Source organism: Bacillus chungangensis (assembly GCF_030812995.1).
Classification (GTDB): domain Bacteria; phylum Bacillota; class Bacilli; order Bacillales; family Bacillaceae_C; genus Bacillus_CF; species Bacillus_CF chungangensis.
This window is the reverse complement of record NZ_JAUSTT010000007.1, coordinates 138,457-162,680: the sequence shown is the minus strand read 5'-3', so window position 1 is coordinate 162,680 and position 24,224 is coordinate 138,457. Positions and strand designations below refer to the sequence as shown.

General features: G+C 37.6%; 23 protein-coding genes and 2 pseudogenes. 5 read left to right on the top strand and 20 right to left on the bottom strand.

What is annotated here, in order from left to right; translation table 11 throughout:
* Positions 1 to 25: 25 nt before the first annotated feature.
* The 7 genes and pseudogenes from J2S08_RS07655 to J2S08_RS07625 all read right to left on the bottom strand — a co-directional run.
* A pseudogene (locus tag J2S08_RS07655) lies at positions 26 to 325 on the bottom strand (beta-ketoacyl-[acyl-carrier-protein] synthase II); the annotation flags it as partial.
* 12 nt (positions 326 to 337) lie between these two features.
* A complete protein-coding gene (locus J2S08_RS07650) occupies positions 338 to 2,086 on the bottom strand; it encodes an ABC transporter ATP-binding protein (protein ID WP_307228229.1) in 1,749 nt (582 codons plus the stop codon).
* Between the two features lie 113 nt (positions 2,087 to 2,199).
* Positions 2,200 to 2,730 carry a nucleoside tri-diphosphate phosphatase gene (ntdP, locus tag J2S08_RS07645; protein ID WP_307228227.1) on the bottom strand — a complete coding sequence of 177 codons (531 nt, stop codon included), beginning with the start codon at positions 2,728 to 2,730 and terminating at the stop codon, positions 2,200 to 2,202.
* A 416-nt stretch (positions 2,731 to 3,146) separates the two neighbouring features.
* Positions 3,147 to 3,356, bottom strand: a complete 210-nt coding sequence (locus tag J2S08_RS07640; protein WP_307228225.1) for a gamma-type small acid-soluble spore protein — start codon at positions 3,354 to 3,356, stop codon at positions 3,147 to 3,149.
* Positions 3,357 to 3,466: 110 nt separating this feature from the next.
* On the bottom strand, positions 3,467 to 4,213 hold the full coding sequence (fabL, locus tag J2S08_RS07635) for an enoyl-[acyl-carrier-protein] reductase FabL (RefSeq protein WP_307228223.1): 747 nt from the start codon (positions 4,211 to 4,213) through the stop codon (positions 3,467 to 3,469).
* 101 nt (positions 4,214 to 4,314) lie between these two features.
* Positions 4,315 to 5,433, bottom strand: a complete 1,119-nt coding sequence (gene mutY / locus J2S08_RS07630; protein ID WP_307228222.1) for an A/G-specific adenine glycosylase — start codon at positions 5,431 to 5,433, stop codon at positions 4,315 to 4,317.
* A gap of 173 nt (positions 5,434 to 5,606) precedes the next feature.
* The gene (locus J2S08_RS07625; protein ID WP_307228220.1) at positions 5,607 to 5,918 is read right to left on the bottom strand and encodes a hypothetical protein; all 312 of its coding nucleotides are present in this window, start codon (positions 5,916 to 5,918) and stop codon (positions 5,607 to 5,609) included.
* A 262-nt stretch (positions 5,919 to 6,180) separates the two neighbouring features.
* Between J2S08_RS07625 and J2S08_RS07620 the strand changes: the two genes are divergently transcribed.
* Complete coding sequence (locus J2S08_RS07620) at positions 6,181 to 7,167, top strand: metal-dependent hydrolase (RefSeq protein ID WP_307228218.1); 987 nt, start codon at positions 6,181 to 6,183, stop codon at positions 7,165 to 7,167.
* Between the two features lie 183 nt (positions 7,168 to 7,350).
* On the opposite strand, the pseudogene J2S08_RS07615 reads toward J2S08_RS07620, so the two are convergent.
* The 4 genes and pseudogenes from J2S08_RS07615 to recX all read right to left on the bottom strand — a co-directional run.
* Positions 7,351 to 7,461: pseudogene (locus J2S08_RS07615) on the bottom strand (zinc ribbon domain-containing protein); the annotation flags it as partial.
* Between the two features lie 212 nt (positions 7,462 to 7,673).
* Positions 7,674 to 8,252, bottom strand: a complete 579-nt coding sequence (locus J2S08_RS07610; protein WP_307228217.1) for a nitroreductase family protein — start codon at positions 8,250 to 8,252, stop codon at positions 7,674 to 7,676.
* Positions 8,253 to 8,347: 95 nt separating this feature from the next.
* A complete protein-coding gene (locus tag J2S08_RS07605; protein ID WP_307228215.1) occupies positions 8,348 to 8,665 on the bottom strand; it encodes a YfhH family protein in 318 nt (105 codons plus the stop codon).
* Between the two features lie 140 nt (positions 8,666 to 8,805).
* The gene (gene recX / locus J2S08_RS07600; protein WP_307228213.1) at positions 8,806 to 9,606 is read right to left on the bottom strand and encodes a recombination regulator RecX; all 801 of its coding nucleotides are present in this window, start codon (positions 9,604 to 9,606) and stop codon (positions 8,806 to 8,808) included.
* Positions 9,607 to 9,739: 133 nt separating this feature from the next.
* On the opposite strand from recX, the gene J2S08_RS07595 reads away from it, so the two are divergent.
* Together J2S08_RS07595 and J2S08_RS07590 are read left to right on the top strand one after the other, a co-directional pair.
* A complete protein-coding gene (locus tag J2S08_RS07595; RefSeq protein WP_307228211.1) occupies positions 9,740 to 10,648 on the top strand; it encodes a TIGR01777 family oxidoreductase in 909 nt (302 codons plus the stop codon).
* A gap of 100 nt (positions 10,649 to 10,748) precedes the next feature.
* Positions 10,749 to 10,970 carry a YfhD family protein gene (locus tag J2S08_RS07590; RefSeq protein ID WP_307228209.1) on the top strand — a complete coding sequence of 74 codons (222 nt, stop codon included), beginning with the start codon at positions 10,749 to 10,751 and terminating at the stop codon, positions 10,968 to 10,970.
* Between the two features lie 130 nt (positions 10,971 to 11,100).
* Here J2S08_RS07590 and J2S08_RS07585 read toward each other — a convergent pair whose 3' ends face one another.
* The 5 genes from J2S08_RS07585 to J2S08_RS07565 form a co-directional block, all read right to left on the bottom strand.
* Positions 11,101 to 11,598, bottom strand: a complete 498-nt coding sequence (locus tag J2S08_RS07585; protein WP_307228207.1) for a DoxX family membrane protein — start codon at positions 11,596 to 11,598, stop codon at positions 11,101 to 11,103.
* A 302-nt stretch (positions 11,599 to 11,900) separates the two neighbouring features.
* Positions 11,901 to 13,106, bottom strand: a complete 1,206-nt coding sequence (locus tag J2S08_RS07580; protein ID WP_307228205.1) for a class I SAM-dependent rRNA methyltransferase — start codon at positions 13,104 to 13,106, stop codon at positions 11,901 to 11,903.
* A 252-nt stretch (positions 13,107 to 13,358) separates the two neighbouring features.
* Positions 13,359 to 14,351, bottom strand: coding sequence for a metal ABC transporter solute-binding protein, Zn/Mn family (locus J2S08_RS07575; RefSeq protein ID WP_307228203.1), 993 nt, complete (start codon positions 14,349 to 14,351; stop codon positions 13,359 to 13,361).
* A gap of 165 nt (positions 14,352 to 14,516) precedes the next feature.
* Positions 14,517 to 15,377, bottom strand: coding sequence for a metal ABC transporter permease (locus J2S08_RS07570; RefSeq protein WP_307228201.1), 861 nt, complete (start codon positions 15,375 to 15,377; stop codon positions 14,517 to 14,519).
* On the bottom strand, positions 15,377 to 16,120 hold the full coding sequence (locus J2S08_RS07565; protein WP_307228199.1) for a metal ABC transporter ATP-binding protein: 744 nt from the start codon (positions 16,118 to 16,120) through the stop codon (positions 15,377 to 15,379). The genes J2S08_RS07570 and J2S08_RS07565 overlap by 1 nt, the downstream gene beginning before the upstream one ends.
* Before the next feature lie 658 nt (positions 16,121 to 16,778).
* Between J2S08_RS07565 and J2S08_RS07560 the strand changes: the two genes are divergently transcribed.
* On the top strand, positions 16,779 to 17,705 hold the full coding sequence (locus J2S08_RS07560; protein ID WP_307228197.1) for an LCP family glycopolymer transferase: 927 nt from the start codon (positions 16,779 to 16,781) through the stop codon (positions 17,703 to 17,705).
* Between the two features lie 57 nt (positions 17,706 to 17,762).
* Here the strand turns inward: J2S08_RS07560 and J2S08_RS07555 are convergent, their stop codons facing one another.
* The gene (locus J2S08_RS07555; RefSeq protein WP_307228195.1) at positions 17,763 to 18,896 is read right to left on the bottom strand and encodes a glycerate kinase; all 1,134 of its coding nucleotides are present in this window, start codon (positions 18,894 to 18,896) and stop codon (positions 17,763 to 17,765) included.
* Between the two features lie 487 nt (positions 18,897 to 19,383).
* Between J2S08_RS07555 and J2S08_RS07550 the strand changes: the two genes are divergently transcribed.
* Complete coding sequence (locus J2S08_RS07550; protein ID WP_307228193.1) at positions 19,384 to 19,824, top strand: OsmC family protein; 441 nt, start codon at positions 19,384 to 19,386, stop codon at positions 19,822 to 19,824.
* Between the two features lie 342 nt (positions 19,825 to 20,166).
* Here J2S08_RS07550 and J2S08_RS07545 read toward each other — a convergent pair whose 3' ends face one another.
* The 3 genes from J2S08_RS07545 to J2S08_RS07535 all read right to left on the bottom strand — a co-directional run bounded on the left by J2S08_RS07545 (position 20,167) and on the right by J2S08_RS07535 (position 24,208).
* The gene (locus J2S08_RS07545; RefSeq protein ID WP_307228191.1) at positions 20,167 to 21,471 is read right to left on the bottom strand and encodes a M20 family metallo-hydrolase; all 1,305 of its coding nucleotides are present in this window, start codon (positions 21,469 to 21,471) and stop codon (positions 20,167 to 20,169) included.
* Positions 21,472 to 21,795: 324 nt separating this feature from the next.
* The gene (locus J2S08_RS07540; protein ID WP_307228189.1) at positions 21,796 to 22,977 is read right to left on the bottom strand and encodes a M24 family metallopeptidase; all 1,182 of its coding nucleotides are present in this window, start codon (positions 22,975 to 22,977) and stop codon (positions 21,796 to 21,798) included.
* Positions 22,978 to 23,029: 52 nt separating this feature from the next.
* On the bottom strand, positions 23,030 to 24,208 hold the full coding sequence (locus J2S08_RS07535) for a M24 family metallopeptidase (protein ID WP_307228187.1): 1,179 nt from the start codon (positions 24,206 to 24,208) through the stop codon (positions 23,030 to 23,032).
* Between the last annotated feature and the right edge of the window lie 16 nt (positions 24,209 to 24,224).

The window sequence follows — 24,224 nt, the reverse complement described above, 5'->3', positions numbered from 1 at the left end:
CAAATGTACTTTTGGATCACCTTTTTTATGCTTCGTATTTCTTAAAGACAATGGTTGCATTATGTCCGCCAAAGCCCAATGAATTGCTGAGTGCAGCACGAACGTCTCTCGTTCTTGCCTTATTCGCTACATAGTCCAAATCACAATCAGGATCTGGTGTTTCATAATGGATAGTTGGCGGTATAATACCTTCTTTAATGGATAAAATCGAAATAATTGCCTCGACCCCACCAGCTGCTCCTAGTAAATGTCCAGTCATGGACTTTGTTGAGCTGATTGCCAGCTTATAAGCATGTTCTCCAAACACATCTTTTACCGCCATTGTTTAGATAGTTTATTAGTGATCTAGTTGCTGTACTTGGAATAAATCATAATAAAGGCCTTTTCTATGCATCAATTCATCATGGCTGCCTATTTCTTTAATCTCTCCATGATCGACTAACACAATGCGATCAGCATGTGTGATCGTTGATAATCGATGAGCAACGATGATTGTTGTTCGTTTATAAGCTAATTGCTCTAATGCACCTTGGATAAGGTGCTCGCTTTCTAAATCAAGTGCAGAAGTCGCTTCATCAAGGATTAGAATTGATGGGTTTTTCAAAAAAATGCGAGCAATCGCGATCCGCTGTTTTTGCCCGCCTGACAGCTTGATTCCACGTTCACCAACCTTCGTTTCATAGCCTTCTGGAAGGTTTAAAATAAATTCATGTGCATGAGCTGCTTTCGCAGCAGCAATCACTTCTTCATTCGTTGCATCTGGACGTCCCAATAAAATATTATCTTTAACAGACTCACTGAATAAGACATTGTCTTGAAGCACCATTCCAATTTGATCGCGAAGGCTTCTTACCTTGAAAGAACGAATATCTGTACCATCGAGCAATAATCTTCCCTCTGATACGTCATAAAAACGTGGAATCAAGCTGATAAGAGATGATTTCCCTCCTCCGCTCATTCCAACCAATGCGATTGTTTCACCGGGAGCTATATCAAGTTCAATATTTTCTAACACAGGGCCGTCTTTTTCATCATAAGCGAAGCTTACTTTCTCGAATGTAATCCTCCCCTCTACATTTTTACATTCAATTGCGCCAGGAGCATCATCAATATCATATTTTTCATCTAGCAACTGAAAGACGCGATCCATTGAGGCAATTGATTGTGTTAACGTCGTTGCAGAATTAACTAGCCTCCGCAATGGATTATAAAGGCGATCTATGTATGCAATGAAAGCGACCATTGTTCCAAGCGACAAAGTTCCTTGAATGACATGATAGCCAGCATAACTAATAATAATTAGCGGAGCAATATCTGTAATTGTATTGACAACGGCAAAAGCCTTTGCAGTCCAACGTGTATGTGTCAATGCTCTATTTAAAAAATGGGAATTATGCTGATCAAAGTGCTTCTGTTCATGATCTTCAATTGCAAAGCTTTTAATGACCGACATTCCAGCTACTCGCTCATGTAAATAACTTTGGACATTTGCCAATGCCTGTGAACGTTTCCTTGTCAACTTCCGCAAATTGCCAAAAAAATATCTTACAGATATCATATAGAGCGGAAAAACAAGCAGTGAAACGAGTGTTAATTTTACATCTAAGAAAAGCATAATCGTAATCGCAATGAAAACCGTTGCCAAATCCAACCAAACATTCATTAAACCAGTAATCACAAAATCCTTCGTCTGTTCTACGTCATTAATGACACGTGAAATAATTTCCCCAGCACGGTTATTTGCATAAAATTTAAAGCTTAGTTTTTGTATATGTGTAAATAAGCGATGACGAATATCATACAAAATTTTGCTTGAGGTCCACTGGGCAAAATATTGCCGATAATATTCTACCGGTGGACGAATCACGACAAATAGAATTAACATTACTCCCATGATAATAAAAAGCTTTGTTGTTTTATCATCAACTGCCATTGTTGGGTGATCAACGATATCATCAATCACATATTTTATTAATACGGGAATCAAAAGTGGAATGGCAAACTTCAGAATCCCAATAATGATAGTAGCAAAAATTTGCAGCTTGTATGGCTTCACAAAGTGCAAATATCGCTTGATTGTTTCCAATAAATCCCCCTCCCGAACACACTACTTGCTATTTGTTCCCCTCAAAAACATATAAAAAAACCTGTTGATGCCCTAAGCCAACAGGTATTCTCCTGCTTATAAGAGATTGAAAATCAGTGACGATATGTTAGGAATCGCTCATACCAAATGTCAATAAAATCTGGAGCAAAAGGGCCTTTTCGTTGATGAATCCAGTGAATCAACCGCTCAACATTTCTTTTTAAAATGTGGTCAATCACTTCTGGATAACCCATCTGTTTCCGATGATACTCATATTCATCTTCATCTAAAAGTGAATATGTCATATCAGGAAAAACTTTAATATCAAGATCATAGTCAATATATTTTAAAGCTTGATTATCGTAGACAAAGGGAGAACCGAGATTGCAATAATAATAAATACCATCTTGACGAATCATCGAAATGACATTAAACCAATGATCAGTGTGAAAATAGCAAATAGCAGGTTCCCTTGTAATCCATGTTCTACCATCCGATTCCGTCACCATCGTACGATCGTTGCCGCCAATGACAAGATTCTTTGTCCCCTTTAGAACGGTAGTTTCATTCCAAATGCGATGAATCTTTCCATCATGTTTATAGCTATGTATTTGTATTTTCGCTCCTTCCATTGGAACACTCATCGCTCTCTCCTACCTTGTTTTTAACAATGATCTTTCGATAAGATCTTTGCTTTTATTTGTTAGCAACTAAACGGCTCAATTTTCGTTTTGTTCAACCATTGATTTTCTCAAAAAAATAGTTCATTACTTATTTTCTTTTTTATTCTTGCCAAATTTTTGATAAAATGTCATATTTGTTCACATAGCTATACATAGAGATAGTTGTTTTGATTTATATTATAACGGCTTTACGAAAAAAATTAAAACAAAAGCATTTTAATTGCTTTAATCCAACATAATAAAAATATCTCGCATCGTTGCAACTGATTTTATTCCATCACGATTGCTGCCTGAAGTCTTTTTATGGAGAACAGGAATCTTGCTGTACATAAAAAGAGGACAATCTCAACATTTGAGAAAGTCCTCTTCATCGTCAATTATTTTGTTTGTTGACCGAAAGTTGAACCTTGTTTACGAGCTTCAGCTTGCTGATTTTGTTGCCTTACTGATTGTACATCAGTTTCGCTTCCAAACTCAGTTCCGAATTGTTGTGTTGTTGCGTTAGTTTGACCTTGTGCAGATTGAGCATTTTGCTGTCTTACTTCTTGAATGTTGGTGCCAGCTTGAGTTTTATTTTGCTTTGCCATCATTCTCACCTCCACATACATTAATATTTCCATGCTCTGTGGAAGTTATCCGAATTTTTAACAGGAAAATTATACCTCACTATTCAGATTAATCCTGTCTCACATATTACCTAAACAAGCAGGGATCGACCGCCGTCCACAATAATTGTTTGGCCGCGAATCATAAAGGCATTTTCAGACAATAGAAACAGAACAGCTTTAACAAGATCATCTATCTCCACCATTCTTCCAGCTGGCGTTTTCGCACGTGCATCCGCTAATAACGCTTCACGATTAGGGAAATGCTTAAGTGCATCGGTATCAATTGCGCCGCCTGACACAGCATTAACAATGATATTTTTCTCCGCAAGCTCAACTGCCAAATAGCGAGTAAGCGCCTCTACAGCTGCTTTTGAAACACCTACTGTCGTATAATTATCTAAGTAGCGAATAGAACCAAGTGAACTAATACTTACAATATTTCCACCGCCATTTTTGTCCATAAGCTTGGCGGCTTCCTGTGCACAAAAAAGCAGCGCTTTACTGTTTATATTCATCGTCCAATCCCAATGTGACTCTTCCAGCTCCATCGCGGGCCGCAGCACTCCAGAAGCTGCGTTATTAATAAAAACATCCAATCTACCAAATGATTCCTTTATTTGTGCAAACATTGCCTTAATTTTGGCAACATCACCAACATTTGCTTTAATGACGAGCGCTTTTTGTCCTAATTTTTCAATTTCTTGTGCTGTTTCTAATGCCGCGGACTTGCTTCGTGCATAATTAACAATAATATCATACCCTCGTTCTGCCAACGCGATGGCAAGCGCTCTCCCTACTCCACGGCTGCTGCCAGTTACTAAAGCCACTTTATTCATATTACTTCACCTTTCTGTTCATCAGCTGTTATTTTATTTTCTGATCTGCCCATAGAGTTAAAATCAGCCATGATTTTTTCCCCTAGTTAAAATAGAAATGTTTACGATTTTTCAACTTTTGTCTTCATCTCTATATAGCTGTCCCACATTTTTTGATGAGCAACAGGAAAAGCATAGGCAGCTATTTCGTCTTCAGAAACCAACTTTAAATGAGTTGTCTCTTCTACTGCGTTTTTTAATTCTCCAACGTGGACATGAACATTCCAAATTAAATGCGTAAAAACATGCTTCACCTCAGTAAGTTTTGAAGGTTGTACTAGTGAAACAATTTTGTGTGTATTTTCAAGATAATCTGTTAAAATAAAATGTGAAGGCATGTATTGATTTGGCCGTTCACAGTTAGGAAATTCCCAAAGGTTGGCAAGCAATCCTTCATTCTCTCGCTTGCGGATTAAAATTTTTCCTTCTTCATTGCGAAGGATGCCAGCAATTAATTGAACCTTTTTTGGTTGTTTTTTCTTTGATTTTACTGGCAATTGCATTTCAATTCCTTGATGATACGCATGACAATGCACCCTAACAGGGCATAATAAACATGCCGGTGAAGTAGGTGTACATATTAAAGCACCTAATTCCATTAAGCCTTGATTAAAAGCAGACGGATCTTCATGAGATATTAACTGTTTTACAGCTGTTTCAAATATCTTTCTCGTTGCTGGTTTGGCAATGTCATCAGGAATAATCAGAATCCGAGACAGCACCCTCATCACATTTCCATCTACAGCTGGTGCTGGTACGCCATAGGCAATGCTTAAAATGGCACCCGCAGTGTAAGGTCCTATCCCTTTTAACTGCAAAAGCACATCTAATGTATGAGGAACTTTTCCAGCATGGATGTTTACTACTTCCTTTGCAGCTGTATTCAAATTTCGAACTCGTGAATAATACCCCAATCCTTCCCATGCTTTTAGAACGGTATCTTCATTTGCTTCTGCAAAAGCTTCAATTGTCGGAAAGCTTTTCATGAATTTTTCAAAGTAGGGAATAACGGTATCTACCTTTGTTTGCTGAAGCATAATTTCAGATACCCAGATTCGGTAAGGATCACGATTTATTCTCCAAGGCAGCTGGCGATGACTTTTCTTAAACCACTGGATTAAGTCATCTTGGAAATTCTGTATGTGGATGTTTTCTAAGTTCTTCAAAGAAGGTATGCTCATGATGATGCCTCCATGTTATTTATAATAGAGGTTGTTCAATAAATTCCAGGGAAACGCCATTTGATGCTAGAACTGTAGTGCTATTTTCATGAGAGTTTGATTTTCTTTTAAAGCTAATGGTTTTTGAACTTATTAGTTCTTTTTACCCCAATTTTTGAACTATGTGTTAATTCTTAGCTGTTCGTTTTCTTTACACAAAAGAAACGAATTGTCTCTAAACCACCAATAATAAATGTTTCTAGCTGGCCAAAAACTTGATGTGCTTCCATTTTACGAAATTGTTTCAGGGCATGAAAGTGAGACTCAGATGGAATATCACATCTTTCGATTACGATAGCGGGATTTGTATCTACTTGTTCCCAATAAAAATTTTTGGCCTCAAACCTAGACATCTCAACAGATAATAATTCCATTATCTGTGTATAATGAAGGTAAGCACATGTTGCTATTTCGTATTGAATATACATCTGTAAGAAATTGTTCAAGGAATTCAACCCCTTTTTACAATATCATGTTTTACAATGAAAACAAGCTTTTTAATTTCCTTGTAAAGTGAAACTGCCATCGGTAAGCGTTTTTTTGTTAAGAGGCGTACTCACCATTATGTTTTCTTAAAGCGTTAACAAGTGAGTACATCTAATTTCTTACTGATGGACAGTGAAATAATTATTATCGGTTTTTTTCCTGCTGAATACAGCTTTCTATAGCGTCACTGACAGCAAAAGCGGGATAAAGGAGGAATGGTTTTTGGATACAGGAACCCATGTGGTCATGGGGATCGCATTAGGTGGAATCGCAACATTGGATCCAGTTGTTGCGGAAAATACCGCAACTGCCACAAGTGTTTTGATTGCAACGATCGTCGGATCACAAGCACCTGATATAGATGCATTATTAAAGCTAAAGAATAATGCTGTTTACATTCGCAACCATCGTGGCATTACTCACTCTTTACCAGCAGTATTGCTTTGGCCTATTCTTATTTCAGGTTTGCTTCATTTTTTCTTTCCAGAAGCAAACTTGCTACACTTATGGATTTGGACATTTATCGCAGTATTCCTGCATGTGTTTGTCGACATCTTTAACTCGTATGGAACACAAGCGTTGCGTCCGATTTCGTCGAAATGGATCGCATTAGGGTTTATTAACACTTTTGATCCATTTATATTTGGAATTCATCTTGTCGGATTAATGCTTTGGGCAATAGGGGCACATCCAGGATACACTTTTTTAGCGATTTATATCATTTTGTTCTTTTATTATGTGGCTAGATTTATCATGCAAAGAGTAGTGCGTCACGCTGTTTTAAAAACAGTCCCTGACGCTGAAACAATTATTATCGCTTCCACGATGCGATTCAATCAATGGCGAATTGCAATTACGGCTAAAGATTCTTTTTATGTAGGAAGAGCATATAAACGCTCCATTACGATTCTTGATAAATTCAATCGACGAGCAGTACCTGATTCTCCGATTATTAAAGCTGCGAAAGAAGATAAGAATTTATCTGCTTTTTTATCCTTTTCACCAATCTATAGGTGGGAAATAAATGAATATCAACATTATTATGAAGTTCGCTTTATTGACTTGCGCTATCGCAGCAACGGGCACTACCCTTTTGTTGCAGTGGTTCAGTTAAATCAAGATCTCCAAATTATCCGCTCTTATACGGGATGGATTTTCAGCGAGAAGAAACTTCGAAAAAAATTAAATGCAATTCCAAATTCAAATTAACAGCCGCAATGGAAATAAAAAAAGGAACGAGGCCTGTCGTTTTGCCTTTGTTCCTTTTTAGATAAATAAGACATGTGAACTACTCACCACTTATCGACCTTGCGGTCTGATTGAAGTGGGAGCTTCTTGGGAACTAGATACTTTTGTTAGCTATCTATATTTACCAAGCTATAAGGATAGTCCCTATAGCAAATTTTTACTTGCATTTACGTCTCTATCGTGATGGCTATTACATTTTGGACAAGTCCACTCACGAAGATTTAGGTTTTTTACTTCTTTATTTTGGTAGTCACATATCACGCTTACACATTTAAAAACTTTGATCACTCACTATTCGGATGTGCCTTAAACATGCACATGGTTTTTTATAGTGCTATCAAACTCCATATTGTATAGACTAATCATAGAACAATCTTTTGGCTTACGCCAATCGAAAATTTATCTCCTACTTTCATTGGGCTATGCCCTTCACATTTTAAGTGGGAGAATTCTTTTCGGAGATCCAGTTAAAATCTAGTCAATTTTTCTGCTACAGGAGTGCGCTCTTTCGGAGCAGGAACCTCATCAAAACGACCGATTTGAATCATGCCAATGACTCGTTCTCCAAGTTTTACACCAAGTTTTTCTCTAAACTTCGGATCATCGATAAACGCTGGTGTTTTCCAACAAACTCCTATATTTTTTCCCCAAGCCAACAATTGAAAATTTTGCACAAGTGCACTAGCTGCAGCAAAATCTTCTAATCGTTGTTTTTGCCTAGCATCTTCATCTACTATAACAAATAAATAAGCACCGGGTTTCGTAAACTTATCCATCGCTTTTTCTAATGCTTCTGGTGACATCTCTAACGCTTTGACACCGATACTAACTTCTTGCAGCAATTCGAGCAATCTTTCTCTTCCTTCACCTGCAGCAATGATAAAACGCCATGGCTCTCGCTTCCCATGATTAGGCGCCCAAACTGCATCTTCTAATAATGCAACAATTTCCGCCTCTTCTACAAGTTCACCATTAAAACGTTTGATGGATCTTCTTTCACGGATAGTCTGTGCAATACTTGTTTTCTGATTTTCAACAATTGACATACAATTTACCTCCTACTATTGTGGTTCAGACCAATCAATGCCTCCTGATTCCTTGGAAACATTGTTTTTAAATATCTTCCTGAACTTGTATTTTTTCACCGTTTCAGCAGAGAAATAGGAACTGCTTCTTGCTTCTCGCCGCCATTCATCCGATATCCCCAGGCAAACACACCGTTTATATAATCTATTTTAAAATAAGTTCCTGGATCTCCTTCTAATTCATACACATCATCAGGTTTAAAATCACTTGCATTCAAAAGGTATGATTTTGCCATGAGGGCTTTTCTTTCTAACACAGCATACTCATTGATGATTCCAAGCTGTTCTGCCTTTCTCGCTTTTTCAATCAGTTTAGAAATTTCCTCATGTAATTCATGCTCAGTCATTTCACTATATCTTTTTGTTGTATCCATTGGTTACACCACCTTTATCTATTATCATTCAAAGTGGGGAATTGAGCAAACTAAATGCTAGTAACTTACCGTTTTCGATTAACCTGTACTAACGGTAAAACTATTTTATTGCGGCTTTTGATACATTCGTTAAAATCTCATTATCGTGATTCATTTACTTCTATAATAAAACGTTCGATCTGCTCAAATGAAAAGCCTTTTCTATATAATACTTGTTTTAATTTCATTTGATATTCTTTTTTTTCAAGATGCCGATAACGTTTATGCGCTTTTAACCCATGATGCTGCAAAGCTTCCCACTCTTCGTCTTCATCCTTTTGATAATGGATTTCCTTTAACGCACGGACTGCTTGATCTTCTGAATAACCTTTGATCATAAGGTGATGTTGTATTTTTTGTTTTAATGCCCGTTCAGAAAGCTGTTGATGCTTTCTAACTAGTTTTTCTCCTAAATAAATGGCATGTTCCAATATTTGTTCGTCTTTATATAATGATAAAGACTGCTGTATTTGTTGTTCATGAATACCTTTTACTTGCAATTCTTGTTTAATGACATTCGGCCCTTTTTTTGTTGTTTGTACTTGTGTTCGAACATAAGCATTTGCATATGCAGCATCGTCTATATAATGATAAGCAGATAACTTCGTAAGAATCCCATCAATGAATGGAGCTTCTACGCCTTTTCTCTCTAAATAGTCGATTATCTCCTTTTTTGAACGCATCCGATAAGATAAAAACTGTACAGCAAGATGCACTCCTTTGCGAATTTCATCTTCTTGCAAAATCATCTGCATCTCCGATTCTGAGATAGACTTTCCTTTTTTTAATTGGAAACGAGCCAGTACTTCTTCATCTACACTAAAAGCGTACTCACCATCGAGAAAAATATGATAGCGCGTTTCTTGGGCTTTTTTTACAGAAATACTTGTAATGACTGCCATTTCTCACACCTGCTTTCACTCTAATCGAAAGTTCTTCTTCTACTTTAGCAAGAGTGGGAAAATGGTACAATAGAATATGTAAAACTTCATTCAGTGGAAAAGAGTGAATAATAAAATAAAAGGGGACGAAAAAATGAAGGCGGCGATTGCAGGAGGCACTGGTTTTCTTGGTACAATGCTTACTGAAATGCTTGTTGAAAATGGTTTTGAGGTATGGATATTAACTCGAAATCCAGTAAAGTATAAAAAGAAGAAAAATGTCACGTACGTAAAATGGTTATCAGAGGATGCCAAACCCGAAAATGTATTAAACAACGTTGAAGTTTTCATTAATCTTGCTGGCGAATCTATTAACAATGGACGCTGGTCTTCAAAGCAAAAACAAACCATTATTGATAGTAGAATACAAACAACAAAAGAAGTCCTCAGAATATTATCCACAGTAAAAACGAAGCCAAAAGTTCTTATTCAAGCTAGTGCAGTTGGCTACTATGAGTCTTCAGAAACGAAAACATATACGGAGAATATGCAAGATAGCGGAAATGATTTTCTGGCAAAAACAGTAACACGGTGGGAAGCAGAAGCCAAATTGGCCACTGGACTCGGTATTAGAACCGTACTTTGCCGTTTTGGTATTATTCTGGGAAAAAAAGATGGTGCACTCCCACTGATCGCATTTCCATATAAGTTATTTGTTGGTGGTACAGTTGGCTCAGGCAACCAATGGCTATCTTGGATTCACGTTCTCGACGTCGCGAAAGCCATTCTTTTCCTTATTCAACATGAAGAGATTAGCGGCCCTGTTAATGTTACTGCTCCTCAACCGACAACGATGAAGCAATTTGGGAAAACCCTTAGCACCGTCCTTCGTCGACCTCACTGGCTTCCAGTCCCAAACCTGCTGATGAAAATGGCTTTAGGTGAAAAAAGCAACTTGGTTTTACATGGCCAAAAAGTATTGCCGGCACAATTAATGGAGAACGGGTTTACGTTTACTTACCCAAAGCTTTACGAAGCACTATCCGCTATTTATCGCCGCTGAGGAAGGAGATTTTTACCTTGTCTAAAAAATATCTAAATGACACATTCTATAGACAAGGGAGAAACATCTCTCCCTGCTAAATGGTCAAGGGGGTTTTATCATGAACGATAATCGATCTGATAAATGGTCAGAAGGGGTTTTCTCTGGAAACCATTATCGACCTGATAAAAATAAGCAAGACCTTCCACAAGTCCCAAAAGATATTACATCTGATGGCCATGATGTCGAATTTGCCGATGACAACTTTGATCACGAAGATCAAGAAGCACTGGCACGAGCTACTCAAGCGAATAATCGTGTTAAGGCTTGCGGTCGGCATTAATAAAGCGTAAGCATCCTAACAAGTAGGCTGCGAAGGTAGATACTTGACAACAGGACTTAACGCAAAAACTGATCAACCTAAAAACGAGGGAAATGATTTTTCCCTCGTTTTCCACTTTTCTTCTTTTTATTTAATATGGAAGATTTACTTTATGCTCTATCTTTCCCTTTTGAAAAAACTGTTTCACATAAGGAATAGCAAATCGATCCATACCCCAGTAATACGTACCTCGATGAGCGAAGAGAAGAATAATTGCTACTGTAAAAAATATTGGATTTGTGCTTAAAGTCCCTGCTAATAAAAAGTTTAAATTCATAAATGCTGCTGCTATCAAAGCAGGAATGGTTGCCAGACCAAGGATTAATCCAAGTCCTACCAATACTTCACCCCATGGGATTAAAAAATTAAAAACGCCTGCATTTGGCATTGCTACATTTTCTAAAAAGGCCGCATACCATCCTTGAACTTCGGGATATTCTCCTCCAGCTTTTGCAATAGCTCCTTGCAAAAAGCCTGTTGCATCGAATCCACCGAGTTTGTGCCAACCAGCTTCCAGCCATTGAATACCAAGCCAAATTCTTAATACTCCCCATATAACAGCGATACGACGATCCTCCCACCACTTCATTGTTCAAGCACTCCTTTTCAATTATTTGTGAATAATCTCACAAACATATGTAAAAAAATATAATTACAAGAAGCTTATTTTGTTTGTGAAACTTTTCACATTCTTTTTTACACTTTTAGTTTACATCATTTCACTCATGAAAACAAGCTTTTTTTAAATTTAGGTCTTGATAAATAACGAGGTGATGAGTTTAATTTAGCAGTAAGATTGAGAGAGATAGTCAGATCCGAATGCTACCATCCCGATCTGACTTGAAGACCTTTGCTATAGGATCAGACAATGGCAATTGTATCTTCCAATAACTATTTCAAGAATGAAGCAAGCTTTTTAATAAACAGCACTTTCAAATAGTTGCTTTCCTCAAAACCCTTTTTTGTACGAAAATCCTCTGGAAGTGAAAATTCCTCTACTATATAATAGGATGTTTTCATTTCTTTAAAAGCCTTCTCTACAAAACCCTTCATTTTGTTCATAGAAATAGCACTGCTATTAGTGGATGCAACGATAACACCTTCGTTCTCAGTAACAGAAATCGCTTCTTTCAACAGATTCTGGTAATCCTGTACAGCACTAAAGGTCATTTTCTTTGAACGGGCAAAGCTTGGAGGGTCAAGAATAACTAAATCAAATGTCAGATTTTTTTTACGTGCATATTTGAAATATTGAAAAACGTCCATGACAAGAATATCATGTGCTTCAACATTTAATTGATTGATTCTGAATTGCTCTTTCGTTCTCTCTAAGCTTCTCTTAGCTAAATCAACGCTAGTCGTTTTTTTCGCTCCGCCTAAAGCTGCAAAAACAGAAAAGACTCCCGTATAAGAAAATGTATTTAGTACGGTCTTTCCTTTTGCGTATGCTTCTTTTATTGTTTTGCGCACCTCCCTTTGATCTAAGAACACGCCGACCATTGCTCCATCGTTCAAATCAACAGCTAGATGAACACTATTTTCTTTTACAATGATCGGAAATATACCTCTTTCACCAGCAACAAAATCATCGTCATCTATATAAGTACCTTTAGTTGCAAATCTTTTTTTCTGGTAAACTGCCTTCCAGGAGACTAATTTACCTAAAGCATCAATCACTGCTTTTTGAAATGCATATATTCCTTTGCTATACCAGTTAATGAGGTAGTATCCTGCAAAATAGTCAATTGTTAAGCCGCCAATGCCATCTCCTTCACCATTAAACACTCGAAAAGCTGTTGTTTCAGTGTGATCAAAGAAATGCTTCCTTTTGTTTAGTGCTTGTTTCAGTTTTCTTTCAAAAAAAGCTGAATCAATTTGTTCATTTTGTTCATAACTCAACACCCAACCAATTCCTTTATTCTGCTTACCATAATAACCTTTTCCTAAAAACTTATTTTGCTCGTCAACTAGACGGATAATCTCTCCTTCTTCCTTTACATTATTTTCATCGATAATTGCATCTTTTAGGATTAATGGAAAACCACGTTCCAAAGATGGAAGATGTTTTTTTCTAACCTTTACTACTTTTTCTGTCATCTTGTTTTCATCCAATCTCTATCGTATTTAAATGGAGAGAATCTTTTGCACCTCGATTTACTATTCTCTTCTTATTCTCATACATAGCTTATCCTACATCTAACTGTTCAAGAAGTGAGAGATGAAAGAAACCTCCCACTGATGGAAGTTTCACTTTATTATAGCAGGTAATGATTTGATCTGTATTTTCCTTATACTAAGCAACATAAATAAGCCGCAGCATTACGCTACGGCTAATAAAATAAAAATTTCTTATTCCGTTAATCCTTTATGAATCACATCGATATTCCATTTCAACATTTTAATATAGGAATCGCCATCTTCACCTGGTTTTCCAAGCTCATCTGAAAATAACTTTCCTTTAATAGGAACACCAGTTTCTTTTGAAACAGTTTCCATTGGACGTGAATCAACATTGGACTCAACAAATAAAGCTGGGACGTTCTTTTCTTTAATAAATTTAACAAGTGATGTAATTTGTTCTGGCGTTCCTTGTTCATCAGTATCTATTTCCCAAATGTATCCTGCTTCTAAACCATATGCATCAGTCATGTATTGATACGCTCTTTCACTTGCGACAAGCACACGATTTTCTTCTGGTATATCAGCAATTTTGTCAAGATATTCTTGATGTACTTTTTCTAATTCTTCGATGTAAGATTTTGCATTTTCTTCATAAACATCTGCATGATCAGGGTCTACTTTTTTCAAAGCGTCTCTAGCATTTTCAGCCATTTTGATTCCAACTTTTACATCTAAAAATGAGTGTGGATTGATTTCTTCTTCGCGGCCATCTTCAGATGTTAAATATTTTGGTTCTACCCCTTCATTTAATTCAAACACTTGACCGCCATCCATCGTCTTTCCAGCTACTTCTACTAAATTTTCAAACCAGCCATCGCCAGTTTCCATGTTTAATCCATTCCAGAACATGACATCAGCATCTGTAGCCTTTTTGATATCTTCTGGCAATGCACTATATTCATGTGGGTCTGTTCCAATCGGAACCATGCTATGAATCTCGACTCGATCTCCACCAACATTTTGTACAATATCATACAAAATAGAGAATGTTGTTACTACTTGCAGCTTCTCATCACTGCTCTTCTTCTCTTCTTTTTGCTCTGATTTCTTATCGTTGTTTGAACTTGAGCTGCCATCAGTCTCTTTACTGCCGCCTCCACAGGCTGCTAACAGCAAAACGGCAAGCAAAGCAGTAAACGTTAACTGTAAAAGTCTTTTCATATTTTTTCCTCTCTCTTTCCTTTTTTCATCATATTTTTCACATTTAAATCGCTTTTAAATGCGATTAATAAGGAGGCATCTCCTTCTTCATCCTTCAGTAATCCTAAAGGATAAAGAAGAAGCTGCTCAAAATATCTATTTGAGCAGATCTCCTCTTTCGTTCTTCTATGATTGAAGAGAAGCTCTTTTTTTTCTTGTACGCAATGAACGCCATAAGACTCCTTGTTTAGGCGAGAATAAAAATGCTAAACCAAATAGTATAGTCGCAACAAGGACAATTACTGCTCCTGATGCTAAGTTATAAACAAAACTAAAATATAAGCCAATAATAGCAGAGATGACGCCAAAGGACGCTGAAAGGTAAATCATTACCCATAATCGATCTGTTAACAAATAAGCTGTAGCCGCCGGTGTTATTAACATTGCTACGACAAGCACAATACCGACTGTTTGCAAAGAAGCTACCGTTACCATCGTGAGCAGTGTCATAAGGAAATAATGAATAAATTGATTTGGCAAGCCGTATGCTGCTGACAAAGTTGGATCAAACGAACTAACAAGCAATTCTTTATAAAAGAGAAATACCGCCATAATAACAAAGATTCCAATTCCTAGAGTTGTCCACATATCAGAAGAACGAACGGCCAGCACATTCCCAAACAAAATATTATTTAAATCTGTACTGCTCTTCGCTTGAGAAATAAGAATAATTCCTACCGCAAACGCTGCGGTAAAAACAATTCCAATCGATGAATCATTTTTAATGCGGCTATTTTGACTAACAAAACCAATTCCTAACGCTGTCAATACTCCAGTAACAACCGCTCCAATAAAGAAGTTTATACCGAGCAAATATGAAATTGCCACACCTGGTAGCACTGCGTGTGAAATAGCGTCTCCCATTAAAGCCATGCCGCGAAGAATAATGAAACATCCGATTACTCCACAAATAATCCCGACCATAACAGAAGTAAAGAGTGCTTTTTGTAAAAAGGTGTATTCAAATAAAGCTTGAATAAACTCCATTAGACACTCACCCCTATTTCTTGAAACATTGGGAATTGCGATTTATATGCTTTAGTCATTAATTCTGGACGGAATATTTCTTCAACAGCACCACATCCGACCAATTCCTTATTAATTAATATAAGTTCATTAAAGTAGCTAGTTGCTTTACTTAAATCGTGATGTACGACCAAGACTGTCTTGCCTTTATCGCGGAGTTCTTTCAACAATGTAACGATCATTTCTTCACTCGTTACATCGATGCCTACGAATGGTTCATCTAGAAAAAACATCTCTGCTTTCTGAGCAAGTGCTCTTGCAATGAAAACACGCTGCTGCTGTCCACCTGATAATTCTCCAATTTGACGTTTACTAAATGATTCCATCCCAACTTTTTTCAAACACTCATATGCCCATTCCTTTTCTTTTTTCCTTGGACGCCGCAGCAGACCCAATGCTGGATACGTCCCAAGTAGAACAGTATCAATCACAGTAATCGGAAAATCCCAATCAATGTTGCTGCGTTGTGGAACGTAAGCAATTTGTTTGCGAACTTCTTGTATGTTCTTCCCTAACAATTGAACTTCACCTTTATCTTTAGGGATTAGTCCTAAAAGAGATTTTAATAGTGTTGATTTTCCCGCTCCATTTGGTCCGATGATGCCAACCAGATTTTTCTTTTCTATTGTAAAACTTACATTTCTAACCGCTTCATTTCCATAATAAGAGACATGTAAGTTTTTAACTGATACTGCGTAGGACATTATACTCCCTCCTTAATTTCGTTGATGCATTACATTTTACTACTACCACATTTTTTTGACAAGGGAAACATTCTTCGAAAATGAAACAAAATTGATTTTCATTCTCATATATTCGCCAATTTTCACTGATTTTCGTCAACAATCTAGTTTATTTATTTTTATATCCTCGATCTTAAAAAACTTTTAAAAATATGATTTTAAAATAAATTCCTAAAGAACATACCTTCATTTTTTTAGAAACTAGCAGTTCGATCTGCTAACAAAGCTTTAATGACCTACGTCCTATAAAACCCGAAAACTAATAATAGAGCGTTTGCTTACCATTCGCCAATTCGGCAAATTCATCCAGCATAAAATGTAAAATAAATAACAAAATAATGAGGTGTAATCATTTAGCTTCAATAGGAAAAGATAAACAATCGAGATTGACAATTTCTTTTTTATTATCTATTATTACAATGATTATGCTTCTATATCACTTGAAGAGAGTTTCATATTATTACCATCATGAAACGTTTCAACATAATATATGCAGCATAAATCACTTGGGTCATTGACTAACTGACAGATAATTCGGAATGTGAAGGTTCTCCTTCATTGTTTTTGAATGCTTATGAATGGATGCGAGGGATTTTGCAACAAAGGGAAGGTGATCGACATGAAGAAATTATTATACATAGGACTAGGAATATTCACATTATTTGCTATTGTTTCTGGTGGGTATTTATTTAACACATATAAAACGCTCGAAAAAAATATGGAAGAGATGCAGATTGATTTTCCAGAGGATGAGGAGAAAACAGAAGTAATTGATAAAGGTGATCCGCTTTTATTTCTCTTATTAGGCATTGGCGATCGGCCAAATGATCCGGGAAGAGCAGATTCCATTATATGTGTATCAGTAAACCCTAAAAATGAATCTATTCTTATGTTCAATATTCCGCGCGATACACGAACAGAAATAGTCGGCAAAGGGATAAAAGATAAAATAAACCATTCTTATGCTTATGGTGGAACCGAAATGGCAAAGAAAACAGTTGAACATTTCATAGAACAGCCTATTGACTATGTGGTTCAAGTTAACATGAATGGATTCAGAGAATTAGTTGATACTGTCGGCGGCATTGAAGTCGAAAATAAGTTTGCATTTGATCAGGCTGATGAGCTAGGGAAGAAAACGCATCATTACGATAAAGGTTTAATCTCTCTCGATGGCGAAAGAGCTTTGCATTATTCAAGAATGCGAAAAACAGATCCGCGGGGAGACTTTGGACGGAATGAGAGACAGCGACAAGTACTCTCTGCATTAGTTGATAAAGCAACAAATGTGTCCTCCATCTTTAAAATTCAAGACTTTAATAAAATCATCGGAAATAATATTAAAACCAATATTTCATTTGATGAATTGAAATCCTTCTTCGCACTATATACAAAAGAATGGAAAAAATTCCCTATCGAAACATTAGAAATTAAAGGCGAAGATACGATGATTAATAACACATATTATTATCAAGTTTCTGAAGAGGAAAGAGAACGGATTGTAGCAAGCTTAAGAGAAAACATCTCTATAACTGCACAAAAGTGATTTCTTAACGTTAAAATCGTATGGGATGAATGAACGTCTTCAATCATCCCATACCCCTCATATCTTTAATTTCATTAATCTCGCAGCATTTGCCATCGTTTGGACGATATAGTCTTCCGCATTGGCCATTGCCTTATCCAAAGTAACAGGACCCGGTACGATTGACAGTACTGCATCAAACCCATAATCAAATAATACATCGATATTTTCTCCGATTGATCCGGTGATACCGATCACTGGAATATCATGTTTTTGGGCAAGCCTTGCAATCCCTATTGGTGTTTTTCCGTACAGCGTCTGTCCGTCCATCTTTCCCTCACCAGTTACAACGAACGCAGCATCCTTTAAGTACATTTCTACATTTGCTGCTTCTATCACGATATCTATCCCCGGCATCATTACTGGAGAAAAAAATGCCATCAACCCTGCGGCAAGACCACCTGCTGCTCCAGCACCTGGAAAGTTCCGCACATCTTTCTTTACATATACTTCTATCATCTTTGCATAATGTTGCAGATGAACATCAAGCTTTTTAGCGATTTCTGGTGTTGCTCCTTTTTGCGGACTATAGACAGCTGCTGCTCCTCGTACTCCTATTAATGGATTATTCACATCACAAGCAACTTTTATCGTAATATCTTGAAAACGCCTATCAAGTTGCGAATGATCTATCTTAGCAATTTTTATTAAACTGTCGCCATTCATGTCAAGCGTTTTTCCATATTGATCGAAAAAAACGACTCCCAATGCTTGCGCCATGCCAGCACCGCCATCATTCGTTGCGCTCCCGCCAAGGCCAATTATCAGTTCACTTGCCCCTAATTCAAGCGCTGCTGTCATTAATTCACCTGTTCCAAAAGTAGTTGTATAGAGTGGATTTCTTTTCTCTTTAGGCACTAACTGTAATCCTGATGCTGCCGCCATTTCTATTACAGCAGTTCTTCCATCCCCTAACAACCCAAAATAAGCGTTTACAGGAGTTCCCATTGGTCCTGTTACCGTCTTTTCTATTATTTTGCCATTTGTGGCATCTACCAGTGATTGAACAGTTCCTTCCCCACCATCTGCCATCGGAATCTTTACAATTTCTGCCTCTGGAAAAATAGAGGCTAATCCCTTTTCGATTGCTTCTGCTACTTCTCTTGCCGTTAAGCTTTCCTTAAATGAGTCAGGGGCAATCACTATTTTCATATCGCTTCTTCCTCCTCTCTAACTTTTCCTATTCATCATTTTACCGCGAATGCCATCCAGTTGACACTTATCAAGTATTTGTTTTAGAAAGCTTTGATAAAGTGAAGCTTCCATGAATAGGGCGTCTCATCCCCTTTACAAAGGAACTCAAGCTAAAGAAAAAGGAAACCGCTTTTTCCTTCGTGCGATGCTGATTCAAGAAGCTTTCCTTATCCTGTAGGCCCGAACCAATCGGACTTTCAGTTATCTCTTCGATTCCTCTTACTAAGTGTGGGGCTTACTGCCAGTTAGATGTGGGATAAAAATCGACCTTTTTCTCCATATGTCACTAGTTTTTCATAATTTTATAGACATATGGAGACGTTATCATGTATACTAAAGATAGAAATAGGATGATTTTTGTTTAAACATTCATGCTCACTACTTCACAAATCATTCTGTTTCTATCATGTGTAATGTACACAACCATATTGTAGAGGTGAAGATAATGGCCAAAGTTAAATTTTCAACAAACGTAAAATGGTCTGGCAACAAAGTTTTATCTGTTGCAGATATTAATGGGAAAGAAGTAATAATAGATGAACCGGCTTCTCTTGGTGGAACCGATCAAGGTCCCAACCCAGTAGAATACTTGCTAGCGGCTTTAGGTGGCTGCATCAATGTTGTAATCGTTACGTTTGCACGAAAATTTAAAGTTGTTGTTGAGGATGTTCAAACATATGTGGAAGGAGATCTAGATACAGATGGATTTTTAGGGAAGAATCCTGATGTTCGTCCAGGATATCAAGAAATTCGCTATCACATTGATATTACTTCCTCTTCGCCAGAAGAAAATATACAGGCACTGATTGCTCATGCAGAAAAAATGTGTCCAGTAAAAGATTCTTTAAAAGCGGTACCAATCGTTTCCATTAAAAAACCAGAATAACAACGAACCATCTTACAGCTAGGTTGTTCATTACACATTAAAGACTTCTCATTTTTAAAGCGCAACAACATGTGGCAATTAACCTAAATCTGTAGGCTTAAAAGTGCAGAATGCATCATTCTTGAAGAAGATCCTTCGCTTTTTCTTCAATATTGAAGCGTTCTTATCTTGTCGACCTAAAACAACCATTTACTTGTAAAAAGTGGGAAATGAAAAATATTCACTTCCCACTTTACTTCCAGCCCCTCACCTTTAGAACACCCTAGACTCTCCCTTATAATTCGGGGTGAGGGACTCATGTAAAAGACCCAAAAGCATTTTGCCTTCGGGTCTTCTTTATGTTCATTTTTGCTGCAGCTGTTCAACAAAGTGTTTTAATACATGAACAGCTTGGACACAGTCAGATAAAGAAGTCCATTCCTTTGGATTATGGCTGATGCCGTCTTTGCTGCGCACGAACAGCATGGCAACAGGAAGCTTCTCCCCAACAATCATCGCATCATGACCTGCTCCACTCGGTAGTCTCATTTCTTTTATTCCATGAGCTTGCAATGAATGACTAAGCTTTTCTTGCATTTCACTAGCAATTGGCACAGGCCTTACACGAAGTAATTCTTTCACTTTCACCTTCACTTGCGACTGGGCAGCTATTTCGTTTAAGCATGAAATAACTGAATCGACAAGTTGATTTCGTGTTTCTTCAAATATATCTCTTATATCAACATATAATTGAACCTCTCCAGGAATTACGTTAGCACCATTAGGATGCACAAACATTTTTCCGACGGTGGCAACTGCTGTTTCGCTTACTTGCTTTGGCAGTTTGCTCACTTCATATACAAATTGACTGGCAGCAACTAATGCATCTTGTCGATCATTCATCGGTGTATTCCCTGCATGACCTGCAACACCAGAAAATTTAATTTCCAGCCAGCATGGACCTGCAATTCCAGTAACAATCCCACAAGGAAGGCCTGCTTTTTCAAGCTGTTTCCCTTGTTCAATATGTACTTCAACAAACATCTCAAGCTCATTTAATGGACGAGGGGATTGTACATACCCATCAATGTTAAGTCCATCTGCTTCTAACACCTCCTGGAAAGAAAGACCATTCTGATCTTTTAGTTGTTTTCTTTCTTCCAGCTTTATGTTGCCCATCATTCCTTCACTGCCTGTCAACCCACCATTAAAACGGGATCCTTCTTCGTCTGTAAAGATAACAACTTCAAAAGGTTTCTTCGGCTGAAAATTCGATTCCTTCCATGCTTCGACGACTTCAAGTGCTGTAAGAACACCTAAAACACCGTCAAAATGCCCGCCATTTGGTACTGAATCAACATGTGAACCAGAAAGAATTGCTGGCAAATGCGCTTGTTTTCCAGCTAATCTTCCAAAAACGTTTCCAGCACCATCTTCCGTTACCTTTAAACCAGCAGCTCGCATCCAACTTTTTATTAGCTCTTTTGCTTGCCTTTCTCCTTTTGAAAAACCGATCCGATAAGAACCGCCTTCACTTGTGAGCCCAATCTCTGCAATCTTGCCAAGCCGATAAGCAAGGCGCTCACCGCTGACGCCTTCATCATCTAATTCAAGCTGATAATCTTTTAAAAGCTTTGCTTCTAAAAATGAACGCTGTTCTTGTGTCATGCTCCTCTTCCTTTCAATATGATAAAAGTATTTAAAAAGTATCTTTTATAAAACGCGTAAAAGTTCTATTGGAAACTCAAAGAACAGATTTTTGTTATCCCATATCCTCTCAAAGAGTCACTGCAATTTTTGAACTTATCCATCCTTTTTAAAACCTCTATCACTATACTTTCTATTAGAATAATCTATTGTCAGCCTATCTACAACGAAAATGAACAAAATGAAGAAGGGGATACATTTCTTGAATCTTTAGCGTCTATCACTTTGCTGCATTGACAATGATGGTACAAAGCTTCTCATTGCTTCGTATCGAAACAAGTTGTCTCAGAAGCAAATCAAAGATGCTAGATCGCGTGGATAATACGTTAATGATTCCATGCCTTCCTCTGTTACTAACACAGTATCAGAATGACGGAAGCCACCAAGTCCACGTAGATAAATACCAGGTTCTACGGTAAAGACCATCCCTGGTTCCATGATCGTCTCGTCTCCCAAATCAAAAAATGGCGCCTCATGATCCAATAACCCAATTGAATGCCCGGTATGGTGCTGTGTAAGATGCTGGACATTGTTTTCTTTAAAAAATTGGCGAACGGCTTTGTCTACTTCGGATACAGTTTTCCCTGGTTTAATGTGAGCAAAAGCGATTTCCTGGGCTTCAACCATCAACTGAAAATATTTTTCCTGCTCCGTGCTCACTTCTTCTACAAACATCGTCCGCTCTAATTCACTCTTATATCCCCAAACATCACATAAAGCAGCAGTCACTAAGTTATCTCCTCGCTTTAGTACAAGGTTTTGTGTTACCGCGTGAGGAATTGCAGACATTTCCCCTACTTGTCCACGAAAAAAAGCATTAGCTGGACTTCCATGTGGTTTATAGTCTGGACCTAACGTTTCAATCATTGCGATCGTTGCTTCGGTTGTCGCTTTACTTGTAATTTCAATTTCACTTAAGCCTGCTTTTGAATACTTTTGCAACAGACGGTGAGCAAGGTTTCCCCATCTGCAAGATTCTTTAATCAGTTCTATTTCAGCAGGTGACTTTACGTATCGCATTTCCTCGACGAGACCTTGTAAAGAGATAAAAGTTTTAGCTGCCAATATTTCACTTAAAGCAGGACCGGTATATCCCATCGCAGAACCGTAGCCATCGGAATCATAGCCAACAGCTTTTCCTGCTAAAGCTGCGTCCACCAAAACATCTTTTAAATATTCCATCGGATGGCGAAGCCCTGGATATTCTGGGTAAGAGTGAACATAATCAATAGCAGCAAAGCTTTGAGCATGCTCATGTTCTAATGCTGGGACAAATAAATGTGATTTTTGCTCAGGATCTATGAAAAATCCAATCGGACGCTCTGTCGGATGAAAATGAAACCCTGTCAAATAAAAAATATCTGTTACACTAAACAGCACCGCACATTCTGCCCCTTTTGCCTGCAATCTTTCAAAGAATGTTGTTTGACGCTCTCTTAATTCTGCTTGTGATATTGATAATCTCATAGATAGCTTCCTCTCTTTTTATCGTTCACTTTTTAGATGGTAAGGCCAGACATTAATGACAGATTAGTGAAGCCAAATCTCGTGGATAGTAAGTCAACATTTCCATGCCTTTCTCCGTAACAAGTACGGTATCTGAATGTCTAAATCCGCCTAATCCTCTCACATAAATACCGGGTTCTACGGTAAAGACCATTCCAGGCTCCATGATTGTTTCATCTCCTAAATCAAAAAACGGCGCTTCGTGTCCTAATAAGCCAATTGCATGGCCTGTATGGTGCTGAACCAAATGCGAAACACCTGCATCCTTGAAATAAGTTTGGACAGCATGCTCGACATCAGAACAAGCAGCTCCAGGCTTAATTGCTTGAAAAGCAACTTCTTGTGCTTCATACATGATATTGAAGTACTTCTCCTGCTCTTTGCTTGCTTCTTGTACAAACATTGTTCTTTCCAACTCGCTATGATAGCCCCAAACTTCGCCAGCCGCACCTGTTACCAATGTGTCTCCTTTTTTCAGCACAAGATTTTGAGTAACTGCATGCGGGAATGCAGACATTTCTCCAATTTGGCCGCGAAAAAGCGCATATGCTGTCCTTCCATGCGGTTTATAAGCTGGTCCAAGCGTTTCAATCATCGCCATTGTAGCTTCAGTTGTCGCTTTGCTTGTAATCTCAATTTCACTCAAGCCTTGTTTTGAATATTTTTGCAATAAACGATGGGCTAAATTCCCCCATCTGCAAGATTCTTTGATTAACTCAATTTCATTAAAGGATTTCACAGCCCGCATTTCTTGAATAACACCGCTAATTGAAATATACTCAGCTTGAAGCAAATCTTTTAATATTGGTCCTTTATATCCCATTGGAGACCCATAGCCAATTGCATCATAGCCAACTTTCTTCCCAGCGAATCGCAATCGCTGCAACACGTTTTTCAGGTATTCCATTGGATGCTGCAATCCCGGGTATTCTGGATAAGAATGCACATAATCCACATAAGCAAAGCTTTCAGCATGTTCATGCTCTAATGCAGGCAAAAACAAGTGTGTTCCCTGTTTATCATCAATGAAAAAAGCAATCGGACGTTCTGTAGGATAAAAGTGGAAACCAGTTAAATAAAAAATATCTGTAACGCTAAAAAGTACTGCACAATCCACTTGCTTCGACTGCAAATAGGTATAGAATTTTTCTTGCCTCTCTAAAATTTCTTCTTTTGGAATGGCTAATAACATTTGAAATCCTTCCCTT